The 18,725-nt window shown below is 44.3% G+C and carries 18 protein-coding genes; 9 read left to right on the forward strand and 9 right to left on the reverse strand.

Translation table 11 applies throughout. The annotated features are described in order from the left end of the window. Positions 1-79 precede the first annotated feature (79 nt). Together J3P37_RS20910 and J3P37_RS20915 are read left to right on the forward strand one after the other, a co-directional pair. Positions 80-1,378 carry a M16 family metallopeptidase gene (locus J3P37_RS20910; RefSeq protein WP_256013528.1) on the forward strand — a complete coding sequence of 433 codons (1,299 nt, stop codon included), beginning with the start codon at positions 80-82 and terminating at the stop codon, positions 1,376-1,378. A gap of 8 nt (positions 1,379-1,386) precedes the next feature. Next, positions 1,387-2,331 carry a 1-phosphofructokinase family hexose kinase gene (locus J3P37_RS20915; RefSeq protein WP_256013529.1) on the forward strand — a complete coding sequence of 315 codons (945 nt, stop codon included), beginning with the start codon at positions 1,387-1,389 and terminating at the stop codon, positions 2,329-2,331. On the opposite strand, the gene J3P37_RS20920 is transcribed toward J3P37_RS20915, so the two are convergent. Together J3P37_RS20920 and J3P37_RS20925 are read right to left on the reverse strand one after the other, a co-directional pair. Further along, on the reverse strand, positions 2,323-4,038 hold the full coding sequence (locus J3P37_RS20920) for an APC family permease (protein WP_256013530.1): 1,716 nt from the start codon (positions 4,036-4,038) through the stop codon (positions 2,323-2,325). The two genes, J3P37_RS20915 and J3P37_RS20920, sit on opposite strands and share 9 nt — an antisense overlap. A 63-nt stretch (positions 4,039-4,101) precedes the next feature. Beyond that, a complete protein-coding gene (locus tag J3P37_RS20925) occupies positions 4,102-4,764 on the reverse strand; it encodes a hypothetical protein (protein ID WP_256013531.1) in 663 nt (220 codons plus the stop codon). 122 nt (positions 4,765-4,886) lie between these two features. Between J3P37_RS20925 and J3P37_RS20930 the strand changes: the two genes are divergently transcribed. Beyond that, positions 4,887-5,948 (forward strand): NADH:flavin oxidoreductase/NADH oxidase, encoded by a 1,062-nt coding sequence (locus J3P37_RS20930; RefSeq protein ID WP_256013532.1) that lies wholly within the window; start codon positions 4,887-4,889, stop codon positions 5,946-5,948. 431 nt (positions 5,949-6,379) lie between these two features. Here J3P37_RS20930 and J3P37_RS20935 read toward each other — a convergent pair whose 3' ends face one another. Then, the gene (locus J3P37_RS20935; RefSeq protein WP_256013533.1) at positions 6,380-7,204 is read right to left on the reverse strand and encodes a murein L,D-transpeptidase catalytic domain family protein; all 825 of its coding nucleotides are present in this window, start codon (positions 7,202-7,204) and stop codon (positions 6,380-6,382) included. Positions 7,205-7,546: 342 nt separating this feature from the next. Here J3P37_RS20935 and nirK point away from each other — a divergent pair, with 342 nt between their 5' ends. From nirK to J3P37_RS20960, 5 genes are all read left to right on the forward strand, one after another. Next, entirely contained in the window at positions 7,547-8,980 is a 1,434-nt protein-coding gene (gene nirK / locus J3P37_RS20940; RefSeq protein ID WP_256013534.1) for a copper-containing nitrite reductase, read from the forward strand. Then, a complete protein-coding gene (locus J3P37_RS20945) occupies positions 8,970-9,794 on the forward strand; it encodes a formylglycine-generating enzyme family protein (RefSeq protein ID WP_256013535.1) in 825 nt (274 codons plus the stop codon). Before nirK ends, J3P37_RS20945 begins: the two co-directional genes overlap by 11 nt. A gap of 1 nt (position 9,795) precedes the next feature. Continuing rightward, entirely contained in the window at positions 9,796-10,380 is a 585-nt protein-coding gene (locus J3P37_RS20950) for an SCO family protein (RefSeq protein WP_256013537.1), read from the forward strand. A 489-nt stretch (positions 10,381-10,869) separates the two neighbouring features. Next, positions 10,870-11,226 carry a putative zinc-binding protein gene (locus J3P37_RS20955; protein WP_256013539.1) on the forward strand — a complete coding sequence of 119 codons (357 nt, stop codon included), beginning with the start codon at positions 10,870-10,872 and terminating at the stop codon, positions 11,224-11,226. An 82-nt stretch (positions 11,227-11,308) separates the two neighbouring features. After that, a complete protein-coding gene (locus J3P37_RS20960; protein WP_256013541.1) occupies positions 11,309-12,808 on the forward strand; it encodes an MFS transporter in 1,500 nt (499 codons plus the stop codon). Positions 12,809-12,848: 40 nt separating this feature from the next. Here the strand turns inward: J3P37_RS20960 and J3P37_RS20965 are convergent, their stop codons facing one another. Genes J3P37_RS20965 through J3P37_RS20985 form a run of 5 tightly spaced genes read right to left on the reverse strand, consistent with a single transcriptional unit; the run spans position 12,849 to position 17,585 of the window. Continuing rightward, complete coding sequence (locus J3P37_RS20965; RefSeq protein WP_256013543.1) at positions 12,849-13,109, reverse strand: DUF6755 family protein; 261 nt, start codon at positions 13,107-13,109, stop codon at positions 12,849-12,851. 60 nt (positions 13,110-13,169) lie between these two features. After that, on the reverse strand, positions 13,170-13,682 hold the full coding sequence (locus tag J3P37_RS20970) for a Rieske (2Fe-2S) protein (RefSeq protein ID WP_256013545.1): 513 nt from the start codon (positions 13,680-13,682) through the stop codon (positions 13,170-13,172). Positions 13,683-13,684: 2 nt separating this feature from the next. After that, a complete protein-coding gene (locus tag J3P37_RS20975) occupies positions 13,685-14,254 on the reverse strand; it encodes a 4Fe-4S dicluster domain-containing protein (RefSeq protein ID WP_256013547.1) in 570 nt (189 codons plus the stop codon). Between the two features lie 22 nt (positions 14,255-14,276). Continuing rightward, positions 14,277-16,493 (reverse strand): molybdopterin oxidoreductase family protein, encoded by a 2,217-nt coding sequence (locus tag J3P37_RS20980; RefSeq protein ID WP_256013549.1) that lies wholly within the window; start codon positions 16,491-16,493, stop codon positions 14,277-14,279. Between the two features lie 24 nt (positions 16,494-16,517). Continuing rightward, positions 16,518-17,585, reverse strand: coding sequence for an MFS transporter (locus tag J3P37_RS20985; protein ID WP_256013551.1), 1,068 nt, complete (start codon positions 17,583-17,585; stop codon positions 16,518-16,520). 184 nt (positions 17,586-17,769) lie between these two features. Between J3P37_RS20985 and J3P37_RS20990 the strand changes: the two genes are divergently transcribed. Continuing rightward, positions 17,770-18,075, forward strand: coding sequence for a rhodanese-like domain-containing protein (locus tag J3P37_RS20990; RefSeq protein ID WP_256013553.1), 306 nt, complete (start codon positions 17,770-17,772; stop codon positions 18,073-18,075). Positions 18,076-18,101: 26 nt separating this feature from the next. Here the strand turns inward: J3P37_RS20990 and J3P37_RS20995 are convergent, their stop codons facing one another. Continuing rightward, entirely contained in the window at positions 18,102-18,530 is a 429-nt protein-coding gene (locus tag J3P37_RS20995; protein ID WP_256013555.1) for an RrF2 family transcriptional regulator, read from the reverse strand. Positions 18,531-18,725: the final 195 nt, after the last annotated feature.

Raw genomic sequence — 18,725 nt, forward strand, 5'->3', positions numbered from 1 at the left:
TAGACCTTGAACTACTTATAAATGAAACCAGGCTTGCTCACAAACATTGGCAGATCATTACAATAAACAAATTACCCGAATGAAACATATTCATCTCCATATATTTTTACTATTCATTTCTGTCAGCGTGTTTGGACAGAATACCGCAACTTCTTTTGACGTAGCGGGCATTAAAGTCATCCTTAAGCCTACCATCAAGGAGGTGATCGACGTGAACATGTATTACCGCGGAGGAGTAGCTAATTATCCTGCGGAAAAAGCAGGACTTGAAAACCTGAGCCTTGCTGCTGCCACAGAATGCGGCACAAAAAAGTATAGCGGTAACGCTTTCAGAGACCGGGCGGAAAGTTATGGTATCGACCTGGGAGGCTCTTCCAATTATGACTATGGTATAATTAGTATGACCTGTATTTCGCGCTTCTTTGACCAAGGTTGGGATTTGTTTGCCGAAGCCGTATCCAATCCCGTTTTTGATCAGCGCGAACTAGGTATGCTGAAGGATAAAATTGTGTCGGGTGTTAAGCAGTCTGAATCTGATCCGGATGACAGGATAGAGCAGTTAACGATGCAAAATGCATTTGCCGGCACCCCTTACGCTATTAATCCTGGCGGTGAAGAATCGACTTTGAACAAATTATCGGCTCAGGAGGTGAAGGATTATTATTACAATACACTACTCAACAAAAAGAGGATGTTTATTGTAATCGTAGGAAAGATCACCAAAGAACAGGTAATTAAAAAGATCCAGGCCTCGTTTGCCAACTTGCCTGTGAAGACCTATAAACCAATTGTTCTTAACGTTCCTGCCGCCACAGGTAAACTATTATCTGAACAGCGTCAGCTGGCTACAAATTATATTACCGGAAGCTTCAACGCTCCGCAAGTTAATAGTCCCGACTTTCTGCCATTCCGTTTGGCGATCTCTAATCTCAGTAATAAGCTTTTCCGCGAAATACGTACCAAAAGGAATCTTTCATACGCCCCTTATGCTTATGCATCCACGCGGCTTATGCCCCTTGCTGTTATGTACGTAAGCACTACAGAAGCTAAAGCCTCGGTAGAAGTGATGATCGAAGAGTTACGGCGCTTAAGAGAGACCGGTTTTACCGAAGACGAGCTTCAATCGGGAAAAAGCAACTTCATAACCAGCAACTATATGAAGGAAGAAAGCAGTGGTGCCATCGCTGCTGCCCTGGGTAATGCAGAAATTATGGGCGACTGGCGTATTGCTGAAGAATCGGCAGATCGAATTCAGAAAGTGACCCTGAAAGAAATGAATGAAGTATTAAAAAAATATGTAAGCGATATACGCTGGACCTTCCTCGGTGACGAAAACGTTTTAAACAGCAGCAGGGAAGTATTCAAAAACAAGATCTGATAATCCTTATGAAAACTATTCTTACCGTTACGCTTAACCCTACGGTTGATAAAAGCACAAGCATTGATAAGCTGGTGCCAGAAAAGAAATTGAGATGCGAACAGCCTAAGTTCGAACCCGGGGGTGGCGGTGTGAATGTGTCCAGGGGCTTGTCGCGGTTAGGGCTGAACTCCCGGGCCTTTTTTCCTTCCGGAGGACGCACTGGCCGCTTGTTGCAGGAACTCCTGGAAAAAGAAAGGATCAGCGCAGTGCCGATTGAAGTTAAAGGAGAAACCCGCGAGAACTTTATAGTGGTCGAAACCGGTACGAACCAGCAGTTCCGTTTTGGCATGCCAGGCTCCGGCATCTCAATCGAAGAACAGGATGCTATCATGAAGGCCTTACTTGAATTGTCACCCTTCCCCGATTTTGTTATCGTTAGTGGCAGTCTCCCTCCTGGAATAGATCCGTCTTTCCTGGGGCAGATGGTTAGGCAATTGAAAGTGAAAGGAGCAAGGATCGTTGCTGATACTTCGGGCGAAGCGCTGGAGCGAATGGTAGAAGAAGGGGTATTTCTTTTGAAACCAAATTTGGGTGAACTGGCTAAGCTGGTTGGAAAGGAGAGCCTTGACAATGATTCGGCTGACGAGGCCGCTCAAGAGCTTATACAGCAAGGAAAAACTGAACTCATCGTGGTTTCTTTGGGCCCTCAGGGGGCTTACCTGGTTACAAAGGATATTACAGAACATGTGCCTGCTCCAACAGTAAAAAAGCTCAGTACAGTAGGAGCAGGTGACAGTATGGTGGCCGGTATGGTATCTGTATTGGCCCGGGATGGAAGCTATTCAGAAATGGTAAGAATGGGTGTGGCCTGCGGCAGCGCTGCGACCATGAATTCAGGAACGCAGCTGTTTAAAAAAGAAGATGCATACAGGCTTTTTGAGTTTCTAAGCCGCAACAGCCAGTCATTTTAGGTGGAGTTTGCTGTTTTTATAGCTGTAACTGAAATAGATAAGCAGGCCTAATCCCAACCATACTAAAAAACGCAGCCAGTTGGTATAGCCTAGCTCGGTCATCAGGTAAAAGCAGCTTAATAAACCCAACACGGGTATCAGGGACAGGTTCTTAAGGAAACAAAGTACTGAAACCACGATCGCCAGTACAATAAACAGGAAGTAGGGGAGTACATCTTTGTAGCTGTGCCAGTCGCCTGTATAAACGAAAAGCTTAACCAAAGGCGACCAGAATACGAAGAACGCCGCCAGGGTAAGTCCCGGAACAATATACTTTGAATTGATATAGGGTATCCGGAATCTGCCAGGTCGCGCTTCCATGTCCTCTTCAAGTACTAATACTCCTGCACAAACTAAAACAAAGGCAAAGAGAGTTCCGATACTCGTCAAATCGGTCACTTCCGTCAGGTTCATAAACAAGGCAGGCACAGCCACCACAAAACCGGTAACAATGGTTGCAAAAGATGGTGTTTTATATTTGGGATGGATCCGGGAAAAAGCTTTCGGTAAAAGGCCGTCCCGGCTCATGCTCATCCAGATGCGTGGCTGCCCCATCTGGAAGATCAGCAATACGCTGGCGGTGGCTATAACTGCACTGATAGAGATAATATAGCTGATATTATCAAGTCCGATGCGTTCAAATACAAAAGCTAGCGGATCGGCAACCTGAAGTTCTTTATAGTTGACCATGCCCGTTAACACCAGCGCAATGAGGATGTAAAGTACCGTACAGATCAGGAGAGAGTATATCATACCTTTTGGGAGATCCCTTTGTGGATTCTCGCATTCTTCAGCTGTGGTAGAGATGGCATCAAAGCCAATGTATGCAAAGAATACACCCGAAACTCCTTTCATTACGCCTGAAAAGCCATTCGGTAAAAAAGGACTCCAGTTTGCCGGTGTTACATAGAAAAAACCAAGTATGATAACCGCTACCACTACCCCTATTTTGAGTAATACCATGGCGTTGGTCGCTTTTTTAGTTTCCCTTATGCCGATATAAACAAGCCAGGTGATCAGTGCTACAATCACCAGGGCTGGAATGTCAGCAATAAATTTAAATGCTCCGGCACCCGGCGCAGTATTCCAGGCCTCAGCCTGGTATTTCAGCGTTTCGGTTATTTCAGAGGTCTTTCCTGAGGAGGCAAGTAATGCGGTTTGTTCGCTTGCCCGGTAAGCCGACAAATAATCCATGGTGAGATACGCCGGGATATGAATGTTAAAGCCCTGTAGTAAATTAGTGAAGTACTTGCTCCAGGAGATGGCGACAGCGATATTTCCAATAGCATACTCCATCAGCAGATCCCAGCCAATAATCCAGGCCACCAGCTCGCCAAAGGAAGCATAAGCATAGGTATAAGCACTTCCGGAAACGGGGATGCGTGAAGCGAACTCCGCATAACATAAAGCAGAAAAACCGCAGGTGACAGCGGTTATTACAAAGAGAAGGGTGACACCCGGCCCTCCGTCGAACGCAGCCTGGCCTATGGTCGAAAAGATCCCGGCTCCGATAACTGCCGCAATACCCATAAAGGTAAGGTCTTTAACCCTTAAAACTTTATTTAAACGGGGGGCTCCGGATTCAGGGTTTTCGCCGTCACTAAATCCTGAACTGGCATCCGATAAAATTGCAGACAATGGTTTTTTCCGGAAATAGTTGTTCTGCATGTATAAGCAATTAGTATTTTTCTGGCTCAAACATAAAAAAATATAATCGTTTTCTAACCTGGCTTAGTGCCTCCTGCTTCGCCTGATCAAAAGTATCAGAACAATTATAATCACAAGCCCAATACCGCCGTAGATATAAAGAGAATTATCTTTATTGGCCGGGCTTTGCCCCGTAGTGTTTTCGGGATTGGTGAATTGTGTTTCAAGGCCGGCATCAGGCGGAATCTTCATTGAATAAAAGAAGATGGTGCTTTCCGGCAGTGCATATTCGGTATGAATGTCCTGGTAAAGAAACTGAAAGGTATAAGTGGCATTATTGACATGCAGTATCCGGATGTTTCTGTGCTGTTTCCCGCTGCCGCTATCGACGGATAGCTTGACGTCTTTCACTTTTAATTTCCCCACTAACGTATCTCGTTCATTGCTGATCGATCCATTTTTAGAAGAGCTTTTAATTTTGGATACGAAATTGTCGTAATAGGTCTCCAGTTGCTTCTCTTTCTCGATATCAGGAGTTGATTTGGTATTATCGGGGGAGATCGTGATCAGGATGTTTCCAAAGGAAGTACTCCCTGTAATCATTGTCTGGCCTACCGTATCTTTCCTTTCAAAGCCAGATGGTAAGGAAACCTGGACAGAATCGTCAATTTTATATGGCTTCCAGCTTTGCGCAAAAGCGGTAAACGAGAGTAATACGATTAAATATGTTAGGTGTATGGTTTTCATCTGTAAATAACTGGCGGTATCACTAAATGTTTTCTGTGCGTAGGGCCACGTATATGTCAATTTACGCTTCAATGCTCTAAACATTATTAATTTGTCGTTGTCTTTTATATTTTGGTCATATTATGAGTAAGCTTTTCAGCCCTTTAAGAATCAGGGAAATTGAATTTAAGAACCGAATAGGTGTATCGCCTATGTGCCAGTATTCAAGCGAGGATGGATACGCCAATGACTGGCATATGGTGCATCTGGGCAGCAGGGCCGTGGGTGGTGCCGGTTTAATTATCGCCGAGGCATCGGCGATATCGCCGGAAGGCAGGATAACACCGGCAGACCTAGGCATCTGGAAGGATGATCACATCCCGGGATTGACCAAAGTTGTGGATTTCATTCATGCCCAGGGAAGCGTAGCAGGCATTCAGCTGGCACATGCAGGCAGAAAGGCTAGTACTAATGAACCCTGGAACGGCAGCCGTTTCTTATTTGAGGCGCAGGGTGGCTGGCAAACTCTGGCGCCTAGCGCCATACCCTTTTCGGAAGGGCACCGTTTACCACACGCTTTGACGTCGGAAGATATGGAACGTATCTTAAATGACTTTTATACAGCGGCGAAGCGGGTATTACAGGCGGGATTTAAGGTGCTTGAGATTCATGCGGCTCACGGCTACCTGCTGCACGAGTTTTTATCACCGCTGTCTAATTTCCGGATCGACCACTATGGAGGCTCATTTGAGAACAGAATAAGGTTTTTAATAGAGGTAGTAGAGGCTGTACGTAAGGCCTGGCCATTGGACCTTCCACTGTTCGTTAGAATATCGGCCACAGACTGGGTAGAAGGTGGTTGGAATAAACAGGACTCTGTAGAACTTGCCGGTGTATTAAACACTAAAGAGGTGGATCTTATTGATTGCTCGAGCGGTGGGAATGTTCCTAAGGCTGCCATTCCGGTAGCACCTGGTTACCAGGTAGAGTTTGCAGAAGCGATAAAGAGTTCGGGAGTAATGACTGCAGCAGTAGGTTTTATTACTGATGCTGAACAGGCGGAGGAAATCATTTCCTCAGGTAAAGCAGATATGGTGTTGCTGGCGCGCGAAATGTTGCGTGATCCATATTTCCCTCTTCACGCCGCAAAAGTCCTGAGCGCTGAGATCGAATGGCCAATTCAGTATCAGCGGGCTAAGGCCTGATAGACGCTCGAAAGTTTGTGGAAAGAAGGCTTGAGTAAAATTAGTTAACCTGTAGAAAGGCCGGGAATTGTTTTGGTTTTTCCGAACCTGGTACGGGCTTGATAGGCTTTAGGTACGGGTTCGGTACCTACTCTTCCCGGCAACATTACAGCCCCTGCTTAACGCATCAAGCGGAAAAGTTTGGGGATGTTCTTTCCTTCGTCATCCTGAAAGTGTTTCAGGACCTCTTGCTTAAGCATGTTCTTTATAGTCCAGGAGTTGCCGAATCCTGAACTTGATTCAGGATCGGCATGACGACCGTTTTAAAAAGTTTGGCACTAATGCGCTTAGCCGCCCCCAACTTTTCCACTTGATCCTGCTTAACTTTTAGTTTAATTTACAAAAAAAGGAATCCGTAGATACGAATTCCTTTTTTTGAAAGTATTTCAAAATTACAAAGTAGCTTGTAACTGCGATCCCTGTCCAAAGTTTGTAAGCGCCAGCTCCTCATCCAGGTAAGTCGAGGCGTACTTCTCAGAGGGGCCATTAATGAACAAGGTTGTTTTGCCTTTGATAGCTTCAATAATGGCTGGAGTTAATGCAACGGGAAGAGCGGGGCAGCCGTGGCTGCGACCTAAGCGTCCGTGTTGTTTTATAAACTCTTCACTTACATATTCTGCACCGTGTACCACTACTGCGCGATCCAGGGCATTTGTATTATAGTTCGTATCCATGCCATTCAATTTCAAAGAAAGGCCATGTTTTCCAAAATAAGTATTACTTGTTACGTAAAACCCTAAACTGCTTTGATGCGAATTTGCGGTGTTTGAAAAGCTGGTTGCATAGTTGTTACCGCTGCCCTGACCATGCGCTACCAAAGTGTTAAATAATAATTTTTTGGCAGCAATATCGATGATCCAAAGACGCTTTTCTGTACTGGCTTTTGTAAAATCCACTATTGAGATAACTTGTTTTTCAGTGGAAATAAGATTTGAATTTTTAAAGTTATAATAGCCGGTAAGCGCTTTTTTGAAAACTTCGAAGTCAAGCGATGCTTGTTTAAGATTAGTACTTGTATACAGATCCTGTAAGTATTGGTCGAAAAGTACTTTTGATGAAAGTTTTACTGCATTTGTTTCTTCTGCACGAATTTCCGTATTGTGACTTGGTACGGTGGTGGATTTAATTTCATCACTATCTTTTAAACTCCAGCCAATTGCAGGTAAGCTTAATGTAAGAAGTATGAAACTTGCCCCACGAAAAATCCTTTTCTTCATAATCAATCCCTCAGTAAATAGATGTAATGTAGTAGTTTATACGATAGCGATGTCGATTAGGTTTCAAATGTTATACAAATGTACGGAGTATAAGCTCTAAAAAACAATAAAAGTTTAAATAAAATTGTCACTGTAGTTTAATATATGTCCTATAAATAATTATATGTGAGCGAATTCTATTTAAATGACGCAAAACATATTATTAAGTTACTCAAGTCATTTTTTATGGTTCACGCTTTAATTTCTTTTGAGCGATTAGATAATACCATTTTTTTGATTAAATAAAAGATGTTTTTATCTTTTATTGAAGTCTAAGTATTTTAACCATTAGAATCCCAAGATATGAAACTCAATTCTTTCTTACTTTTTATCACATCTATCATCTATGGAATAAGTTTGATCAGCTGCTCAAAACCAGCAAAAACTAAAGGTAGCGACAAGGTAGTTGGCGAATACGAGGCAGTTCTTACAGATGCTCCAAACGTTCCGAAATCCGCAGGATACGATTCACCTGAAAAGGTTGTTGTAAAGCTGGAAGTTATCGAAAAGGTGATGCGGCTTGCTGATGGGGTGGAGTATAACTTCTGGACCTTTGGGGGAAAAGTGCCTGGTAAGTTTATCCGTATCCGGGAGGGAGATGAGGTTGAGTTTTACCTCAGTAATCATCCCGACAACAAACTACCTCATAACATTGATTTGCATGCTGTAACAGGGCCTGGAGGCGGTGCTGAAGCATCCATGACAGCCCCGGGACATACTTCCCAATTCTCTTTCAAGGCTCTCAATCCTGGCTTATATGTTTACCATTGCGCAACTGCTCCGGTAGGTATGCATATAGCAAATGGCATGTACGGACTCATCTTCGTTGAGCCGAAAGAGGGACTGCCTCCTGTAGATAAGGAGTTTTACATTATGCAGAGTGAGTTTTATACAAAAGCGAAGTTTGGAGAGCCGGGCCTGACCTCCTTTGATATGGAAAAAGCCTTTGATGAACATCCCGATTATGTAGTTTTCAATGGCGCTGTTGGGGCCAGCTCAGGCGATCAGGCGATGCAGGTTAAAGTGGGAGAGACGGTGCGTTTATTTGTGGGAAACGGGGGGCCGGGTCTCATATCCTCATTTCATGTGATCGGAGAAATCTTTGACAAAGTATGGGTTGAAGGCGGGTCGTTAGTAAACAATAATGTTCAAACAACATTGATTCCGGCTGGCGGTGCTGCCATTGTCGAGTTTAAATGTGAAGTTCCTGGCACCCTGAACCTGGTAGATCATTCCATCTTCAGAACTTTCAATAAAGGCGCGCTGGCTCAGATCAAGGTAGTGGGGGAGGAGAATCACCAGTTATTCTCCGGAAAACAGAAGGATATGGTTTATCTGCCGGAGGGATCAGCCGTTCAGTCTATTACGCCTGAAAAGGAGGAAGTGGCGGTGCCCGAAAAGACGTTTGAAGAGCGCATAAGCCAGGGAAAAGTTTTGTTCGAAACAAATTGTGCTGCCTGTCATCAGAAAAACGGGGAAGGTCTTGGTGATGCATTCCCACCATTGGCTAAATCAGATTACCTGATGTCGCAAAAGGACAAGGGGATAGGTATTCTGCTGCATGGATTGTCTGGAAAGATAAAGGTGAACAAGAAGGACTATGATGGAGTGATGCCTCAAATGCAGTTAAAAGACGATGAGATTGCAAGCATATTAACTTATGTGCGAAATAATTTTGGGAATAAAGATGGATTAGTGAAGGCGGCGGAGGTAAAGAAGGTTAGAAATGGAAAATAAGTTCTTAACACAGAGAGCAGGGAGGTTTTTCACAGACAAGCACAGAATATGTCTGTTTATCTCTGTGCTCCTCTGCGAATTTTCTGTGAGCTCTGTGGCTACCATGAAGAGCTTCGCGCAGGGGGGTATGGTCAAAATTCCCACTGGCACCTATAAAGGGTTCTATGAGAATAGCCAGGCTGAAAAGATCAGAGTAAAAACCTTTTACATGGATGTCCATGCCGTTACCAACGCCCAGTATCTCGAATTTGTAAAGGCAAACCCTATATGGTCAAGATCTAAGGTTTCAAGACTCTATGCAGATGCCGGCTACCTAAAGCACTGGGAAAGCGATTTTAAGATCAGCAGGGATAAAAAGATGGATAATAGTCCCGTTGTAAACGTTTCCTGGTTTGCAGCATCTGCATACTGCAAATGGAAAGGCAAACGCTTGCCCGGTTTGGAAGAATGGGAATATGCCGCAAAGGCCAAACCAGATCATTCAGATATTGACAAAATTATTCTGAACTGGTACAGTAAACCAAATCCGGTTACCCTTCCGAACGTTGGTTCTGCTCCCTCAAATTCTTATAAGCTACAGGACATGCATGGTTTGATCTGGGAATGGGTATATGATTTCAACAGCGTGATGCTTGAGGGCGACTCCCGTTCTAATGCAGAACTTAACAGGAATATGTTTTGTGCTGCGGGTTCAGCTGGGGTGTCCGACCGGAAAAATTATGCCGCATTTATGCGCTTTGCATTCAGGAGTAGCCTGAAGGCAAACTATACCGTAAATAACCTGGGTTTCAGGTGTTCAAAAAACGTAGAATAGTATGAAAAAGATAATTGCATGTTTACTCACTTTAGCCTTTGTGGCTATCTATAGTTGCTCAGGAAATAAAGTGGATGTTGGGAAAGAGCCTGGCCCGGCTTTGCCTCCGGAATCCGTTTACAACCTTGAAACTACGTGGGAGGATCAGAACGGTGATTCCCTTCAATTGAAAGAGCTCCGGGGCAAAATACCCGTCATGTCCATGATCTTTACCCGCTGTGCCTTTGCCTGTCCAAGGATCATAGCAGATATGAAGGCTGTAGCGAGCCAGGTTCCCGGCGATAAGAAGGATAAAGTTGTGTTTGTGCTGGTGAGTTTTGATTCCGACCACGACAATGCCGCAAGGTTGAAGCAGTTTGCGTCTCAGATGCAGCTTGACGACCAATGGGTGCTTTTGCACGGGGATCCGGAGCAGGTCAGGGAGCTTTCTATGATATTAAATATTAAATATAAGAAACAGCCCGATGGCAGTTTCAGCCATTCTAATGTACTGAGCGTTCTCGGGCCAGATGGTGTGATTGAGGGTCAGTCGGAAGGCCTCGGAGTTAACCCGGAGATGCTCACCTCTAAAATAGAAGACTTGTAGGTTTTTATTTTTCGTTTGCAGTAACTGGAGGTAAAAATGCGAATCGTTTCTTCGTCATCCTGAACTTGTTTCAGGACCTCTTGTTAAGCTGGTGCTCTAAATATAGCTTCAAGAGATGCCGAAATAAATTCACTGTTGTCCGGTAAAAGATTTTCGTAAAATGTTTACCGGACAGCCGGAATCAAAATGGCTGCGATATTCTGCGATAAAAACCTTTGAAAGTGCTGTATGGCAACCATAAGCGGTCAAACGCAGAAAAAAGGTGTGATTTGGTTAAATGTTTACCGGACAGCCGAATTTTAAATACGATTGTAATTTTTAAGATTTCGGGGGCTTGGAATCTAGTATGAACAAAAAAGGCCTCATTGGAGGCCAGAATAAGGGTTTTTAAATGCTACTTAAAACTTTACCGGACAACAGTGAAATAAATTCGGCATGACGACTGCAAATCAAAAAGCTTGTGATCTAAAGTAAAAGAATTGTAGGTTTATGTTTTTAAAACGAAAAAGGCTTGTATACTCCTGTTCCGGTTGTTCAAGCGCAGCGCAAATGGCTAATTACCTGGCCATACAATTAGACCGCTCGCGGCTGGCGGATATGTCCTGCATTGCCGGTTTAGGGGGTGATGTAAAAAAGATGGTCAAAGCAGCAAAGCAGGCTTCTGAGATCATAGCCATAGATGGATGTCCCCTGGCCTGTGCAAAGGCTTGTCTGGATCGTCACGGGCTGCTCCCTGACATTCACTACCAACTTGGACATAGCGGTGTTAAAAAGAAGGATCATGAGGATTTCGATATCGTCCAGGCCCAGCAGATTTTAAAGAAAATAAAAGAACTTTTGAAGTAAGAGGCTAAGTGTTTTCGGTTAAAAACATAAACTAATATATAGGTGTATTATATATCACAAACTAATCAAATTTAATTTGCTTATGTTAACCGATCAACCAGTAGGTTTCAAATCTCACAAAATCCTTTTCCTTAATACTTTGGGTTTCCTGGTGTCTTTTGCAGCCTGGATGATCAATGGCGTTTTGGTCACCTATCTCACAGATAATGGTATTTTTGAGTGGACCATAGTTGAAATTGGCTGGCTGCTGGGTGTCCCGGTGCTTACTGGTTCGGTTTTCAGACTCCCCATCGGAATATTGACAGACAAGATTGGTGGGAAATGGGTTTTCGGGACTTTGCTTGTCTTTAGTGCTATACCTATGTTCCTCTTATCATTTGCCAACAATTATCTGAGTTTCCTGATATTAAGCTTTTTGTTTGGTATGGCCGGAACAAGCTTCGCGGTTGGCGTAGGCTATACCTCTGTTTGGTATCCTAAAAACTGGCAGGGAAGAGCCATCGGTATCTTTGGAGTGGGCTCTGCAGGTGCTTCGCTCACCACACTGATCGGACCTTCATTATTGGATAAGTTAACAAATGCAGGCGCAAATCCTGAAGGCTGGCGACAAATGCCGGTGATATATGCGGTTATTCTTCTGGGAGTGGGCTTGCTGTTTTTCTTTTTTGCTGAAAACATGAAGCCGGCGGCAAGTAGTAAATCTCTGGCACAGCTTCTTTCACCTCTCAAGGAAATCAGGGTATGGCGCTTTGGCCTCTATTATTTCCTGGTGTTTGGTTGTTTTGTAACGTTCTCGCAATGGCTGGTGCCATATTTTGTAAATGTCTATAACGCAGATCTGGTTCTTGCTGGTTTTTTTGCATCCTGCTTTAGTTTACCTACAGGACTCTTCAGGGCTGTAGGCGGATTTTTATCAGACAAATATGGCGCCCGGAAAGTGATGTATGGAGTTCTGGGAATATCTGTAATATTGAGCTTTTTGCTGATCATTCCCCGTATGGAGATAGCTTCTCCCGGCTCAGGGATCATGGCCACGAAAGACGGCGTGGTGACAGCGGTTGGGCCAGACAGGATAATGGTGGGAGATAAAGAATATAAGATCGTCAAGAAAAACAGGGTGTTTGAAAAAGTAAGGAATAACGTAATGGTTTTTCCGCACAAAGACAACTGGCATGAGGTGCTTGTGAAACCGGGAGATAAGGTTGTTAAAAAGCAACTGTTGGCGCAGGGAACCACGCGGATCTATTTTCAGGCAAATATGTGGATCTTTATTGGCCTGGTTATGCTCATTGGAATGGCCTGGGGGATAGGAACTGCAGCGGTATTTAAACACATTCCTGAATATTTCCCGACTCAGATTGGCCTTGTAGGTGGAATGGTTGGATTAATAGGAGGTTTAGGTGGATTTGTGGGGCCGATCCTGTTCGGCTATCTGTTAACCGGCACAGGTTTATGGACGAGTTCCTGGATGTTTGTATGGGTGCTTTCAGTGATATGCATTGTATGGATGCACCTGGTAATTACGAATATGATGGCTAAACGCTCTCCTGATTTAAAAGATAAGTTTGAGCATTTAAGCTAAGAAACTTGTGCAATTCTGACGTTTATAATCGTCGGAACTGCTATCTGTACTTCACCTTTTTGTTTCTTATGATTCCCGGCATAAAATATAGCCAGCCAAAACCGACCAGGAAAAGGCCTAACGAAGCCAGAAATGCGGGAAATGCGATATCAACATTTTCGTTTAGCGCGTTATTCAAAGCGGTGTAAAGCAACCAGATCTGGATGCTTACATTTAAGATCAGTACAACAATTAAGGCCACCATCAATGTACTGGTTTTGTTAGGATGTGCCTGATTTTGCGCTTCTCTGAAATTACTCATTGGGTTTTTAGTTGTAAGTTGTAAGTGATAAGTTGTAAGTAATAAGTTGTAAGTAATAAGTTATAAGGTTTTAGGACTCGTTTCGAATTCTCTAACATAGATGTCATCGCCCTTGAAGATGACATCTAGTCTCGGTAGCGGCCGCGGCGGCGGCCCGGCCAGCACTTCGCCGGTCAGGGCATCGAACCATCCGTTATGGCAAGGACATTCAATTTTGCCAGACTTTGGCATGTAGAACACTGCACAGGATAAATGGGTGCATTTTTGTTCATAAGCCCTGAAGTCGTCCTTTTCTGTCCGGATAAGCACATAGGGGATAGTGCTGCCCGGGATCACAAATGACTTGGTTCCACCCTGCGGAAGTTCGTCCTTTTTACATACAAAATGTTCACCCTGTACTTTTTCAGCAGGGAAGAAGTTTGCTTTTGCAGCAACGTAGCCACTTCCTACAGCCAGGCCTCCGGAAACCAGGCAGAGAAACTTTGCAAAGTCGCGCCTGCTGACCTGTGTTGCATCCAGTTGCTGAATCGGAAAATCTACCTTCCATTGATTATCTTTATTGTTTGTAGCCATATTTAATCGACTCTTAAAACTGTAGTTCCTTTTGGCATCATGATATTTACTTTTGTGCTTACCTTTTCGTTGCCGAAGATGAAGTTATTAACCGGAGAGCTGTTGGGACGCATCCTGGCAATCTCTTCCCTGGTTCCATAAAACAAGGCTTGTGTTGGACAAACGGTAGCGCACATTGGTTTTTTGCCGGCACTGGTGCGGTCATAACACATATTGCATTTCATCATCAGATCGTATGCCTCGTTCTTTTTGGGAACTCCAAAAGGACAAGCCATTACACAATTTGAGCAGCCAATGCAGCGAGCCGTATTTGCCGTGTGCACTACTCCAAATTCGTCTTTAGAAATGGCGTCTGCAGGACAAACATTTGCACAAACCGGGTCATCGCAGTGCATACACACTTGTACCGTGGTCTGGATGGTCACAGCCCTGTCAACATAATTAACATGGATCATGGAGTCATGTCCGTTTGTTTCACATTCGGCGCATGCCATTTCGCAGGCTTTGCAGCCAATGCATCGCTGCATGTCGACAAAGAATTCCTGGTTGGTCTGATAATTAGTTTCTGGCATAATTTCAATTTATGATAGATGGTTAAACGCTTGCAAAAGCTTGTGAATCGGTTGAGGGCGGCGATTTTATTCCGAGTGGTTCCAGTTTGCATGCACAAACTTTAAATTCCGGGATCTTTGAAACAGGATCTAAGGTTCCAGGGGTAAACTGGTTGGCCGACTTCTTTCCAGGCCAGTGATAAGGGAGAAATACGGTGTCCTTACGTATTGTCTCCACTATATTGGCGGGAAATTCATCCGAGCCACGGCGTGTTGATACTCTTACCATCTCATCCTGGCCGATACCATACTTCGCAGCCAGTTCCGGATGAATTTCAAGCTTAGGCTCAGGATACAGATCCACCAATTTTCCAATCCGGCGGGTCTGGGTTCCGCTCAGATACTGCGATACGACACGTCCGGTAGTCATCACAACCGGGTATTCCTCATCGGTTACCTCGCCGGGCGGGCGGTAAGCTGCAGCATTAAAATGAGCTTTACCATCAGCGGTCGCAAATTTCTTATCTTCCCAAAGCCTGGGTGTTCCGGGATGGTCCAGTGTAGGACAGGGCCAGAAAACTCCCATATTGTCTTCGATCTTTTTATAAGTGATACCGAAGTAATCTGCGGTGCCTCCTTTAGAGGCGACACGTAGCTCATTGAAAATATCTTCGCTGCTATTATAGGTAAATTTATCTTCTGCGCCCAGACGTTTTGCGAGCTCGAGGATAATTGAGGTGTCAGTGCGTGCCTGACCGGGAGGATCCACGGCTCTTTTTATGCGCACCACCCTGCCTTCGGCGGTGGTTACAGTACCCTCCTCTTCTTCATGCAGCGAACCGGGCAGAATAATGTCTGCATGGCGGGACGTCTCATTCATGAAAAAGTCAATGCAGACATAAAATTCCAGCTTTTCAAGTGCTTCGCGAACATAGTTGTTGTTTGGTAAGGATACCAGTGGATTGAAGCAAATGGAAAGCAGTCCCTTTACTTCACCCCGGTGAATCGCCTCAATTAGTTCGTACGCTGTAAGGCCTTTTCCCGGCATGTCTTTTTCGTCAATGCCCCATACATCCGCGATGTATTTCCGGTGTTCGGGATTGGTGATATCCCTGTTTCCCGGCAGCTGATCACATTTATGGCCATGTTCTCTTCCTCCCTGCCCGTTTCCCTGTCCTGTTATGGTACCATAACCGCAATACGGTTTGCCAATACGACCAGTCGCCAGAACAAGGTTAATGCAGCCAACAACATTGTCAACGCCTTTCGAATGATGTTCGATGCCGCGTGCATGAAGCAAAAAGCTGGTAGCGGCTTTTCCCCACCACTGGGAAGCAAGTTCGATCTTTTGTTTTTCTATACCGGTTACCTCTTCAGCCCATTCTAGCGTATAGTCCTTAACGGCTTCGAGGGTTTGTTCAAAACCGGTAGTATAGTTTTCAATGAAATCATGGTCAAGCATGTCATGATCGGCCAGATACTTAAGCATGGCTCCGTATAATGCAGAGTCGGTACCAGGTCTGATAGCCAGGTGAAGATCGGCAGTCCGTGCCAGGGGTATAACCCTGGGGTCCACTACGATCAGCTTAGCTCCGTAATCCCTTGCGCGCCAGATCCAGTGTGTAAGGGTAGGGAAGGTTTCGCTTACATTAGCTCCGCTTATCATAATAACTTCGGCCCGTTCAAGATCCTGGAAGTTGTTTGAAATGCGGTCGAGTCCAAATGCTTTTTTATTTCCGGCACCGGCACTCACCATGCACAGGCGGCCGTTATAGTCGAGGTTGGCAGTCTTTACAGCTACCCGGGCAAACTTGCCCATTAAATAACTTTTTTCGTTGCTTAATGACACCCCTGATAATATCGAGAAAGCATCATTACCATAGCTGGCCTGGATACGTTTAATTTCCGAAACCGTTTTTTCCATGGCCTCATCCCATGAGGTGTTTTGGAAGCCTACACCCTCCTGTCGCTGAATAGGCTGTAATAAACGGTCGGGATGGTTGTTTTGCATATAGCGCTGAACTCCTTTAGGGCATAAACGGCCTTCATTAAATGGGAACTCCATCCAGGGTTCAAACCCGACCACATGATTTTTCTTGACCAGTAATTTAATTCCGCACTGCATACCGCAAAAACAGCAGTGGGTATTCACTATTTCGTCCGGCTCGTCGCGACCAACGAAGCCTTCCTGCGGAGGGTAATTGCGATGAGGGCCGAATTGTTCAATTAATTTTTCTGGAGAAACAGGGAGACGCGCCATAAATGCTTTATCTGAATAATAATTTTAACCAAATAGTTTCCCGCCATTTTCCTGACGGGCTTTAAGATGAGCCATTGCCAAACGCGAGCGTTTACCTTCGGGACTAAGATCAAGATGGGAAGAGCCGTCTTCGAGGCGAAAATCAAATCCAAGTTCTTTGGTAACGATCTTTAAATCGTCAATATGCAGCTGAGTAGCAAATTCCTTTCCTGTGTGCGGGCAGGTAGCCATTCCTCGCTTCATGCCCTCCCTCTTATAGATATGGGCTCCAATCTGAGCCGGGCGTTGGATGATGTGGAAGAACTTGCCGAAGGGGATCCATATCAGGAACATAATAACTGTTACAGCGTGTGTTACAGCCATGAAGTCGTAGGCCATCCCTTTCATAAACTCATAGTCGTAGCTTAATCCCAAACCTGTGATAGAGATAGCTAATAACAGTATCAATGGCAATAGATCTCCCTCAAAAGTTTGTGTGGCGATCAATCCTGCCTGAGTGAGCCGCCGTCGCATAAATATCAGTACCCCTATAATAACCAGCCAGGAACACCAGTTCAGCGCGTGAAATGTTAAAAAAGCGATGAAAGAGCCCAGTTTGAATTCGAAGATCTTAAAACCGAAAAAATGGGCTTCATACATCCGGATACTTTCCGGATTAAGACTTGTTTCGGCATTCATAGTAAAGTGTATCCAGCCGAAGGTAAGCGGAAAAGTAATGGCAAAGGCCAGTGTACAGCCAATTGCCATAAGAAAATGCCCAATCCAGCGGGTTCTTCCACGTGGGTAGATAAATTTCTGAAAACCGATGTTTTGAACGAACTCTTTGCCGAAAAATAATAGATGAGCAAATACCTTACCCTTGAAAAAGAACTGCCAGGTGCGTTTAAAATACATCCAGGTAGGCGGGCGCTGCAACCAAACCGAGTACCGGTAAACCACTCCAAAAAAAGCAAACACAGTACCAAATAAGTAACCTATAAGTGCCGGATCAAAGTTCTGGAGTTCCCGTGAACCATAAAAAACCATGGCAATTACAAGGGCCGAAACCAAGGTCGCTATTATTAAGGCTTTTTTATTAAGGGAGGCAATCATATTTATCTCCTGTTAATTGGTAAAAATATGGTAGGTTATGTTTAAAAAATATGATCTAAATCATATTCCTTAAAAAGAAGATCAATGGAAATTGTTTTACACCCTCTTTGTACATAAAAACCTAAACAAGCCCTTGTTGCTTTTGTTTTCCTGAAGGTTACGTCTTAAACTTCGAACTTTTGATATGGACAATAGAAATGATTCCTTAACTCACCATCAGTTATCCCTGAAGATCAATTACCAGGAGTCCTTGCAGATCATCGATATTAGTGAAGACCTTGACCTGGCTGATCTTCCTTATCCAAACGTTTTGCACGTCCCGGCAAGCAAACTCCTGGAACTTACAGATCAGATTCAGCAAGATATCCCGGTAATACTGGTAGATAAGGATGAACGGCGAAGCAGAAAGCTTTGTACACTGCTTAATGAGGAATATGGATTTGGTAATATATATTATTTAACAGAAGTACCTGCGGGAGCTGATCACTAGTCATAGACTATCTTTGATTTTTCCAGCTACTTCAAAAAATACTTATTCTCTTCGAAATCTCTCACCATTTCAAATACTGATTTCTTACTGAATTCAATAAGCAATTGCGTTCGGATAGGTTTTATTTGATGATGCATTGGGCAGGGCTTTATATCGGAACAGGTTTTTAAGCCCATAACGCAGGCGCTGAACAGATCGTTGCCGTCAACAGCTCTCACTATTTCTATGAGATGAACAGTTTTAGGATCATCGATAAAAAAGCCGCCGTTGGGACCTTTAGCTGAAGAGATAACCCCTTTTCGTGATAAGGCCTGTAGAATCTTGCCTACGAAATGCATAGGAGCACCGATAGCCTCTGAAATTTCGATAATTCCGGCTTTGCTACCCTTGTGGCTGCGGTAAGCTATATAAACCGTTGCTCTGATTGCATATTCGCACGACTTGGAAAGTATCATAGTATAAATTGAAGGTGCCCAAAAAGTTAATTATTAGCACACGCGTGCACTAGCAAAACCTCACGCTCTTCGGGATGTGTCATCATGTGTCATCCCGAAGCCTCACTCTCTTCGGGATGTGTCATCCCGAAGCCTTATCATAGGTTCTGTGAACCGAAGCACATAGCGTTTTAGGGAGTCGGAGACTCCTTTTTT

The organism is Desertivirga xinjiangensis, from assembly GCF_024436435.1.
GTDB classification, from domain to species: Bacteria; Bacteroidota; Bacteroidia; order Sphingobacteriales; family Sphingobacteriaceae; genus Desertivirga; species Desertivirga xinjiangensis.